General features: G+C 43.2%; 1 pseudogene. It reads left to right on the forward strand.

The annotated features are described in order from the left end of the window. Positions 1 to 241 (forward strand): annotated as a pseudogene (locus ACY2RX_RS14840) (cytochrome c nitrite reductase small subunit); the annotation flags it as partial.

A 241-nucleotide genomic window follows, 5' to 3' on the forward strand; every position in this document is an offset into this window, starting at 1 on the left:
TGTATCTACTGCAAGAGCAGAACCAGAAGTAAGGTTTATGCGAGAAGAATCGGAAGATGTGGTGCAAAATAACTGTATAAGGTGTCACGTACAGCAAGTTACGCAAGTGAAATACAATGGTTGGTTAGATGACCATAAAGAAAATAGAACCGAAAGAAAGCGTTGGTCTTGTCATCAAGAGTTGCCCCACGGAACGGTTCACATTATCTCAACAATTATACATAACCCCCCCCCCCCCCCT

The organism is Polaribacter sp. 2405UD43-2, assembly GCF_058147125.1.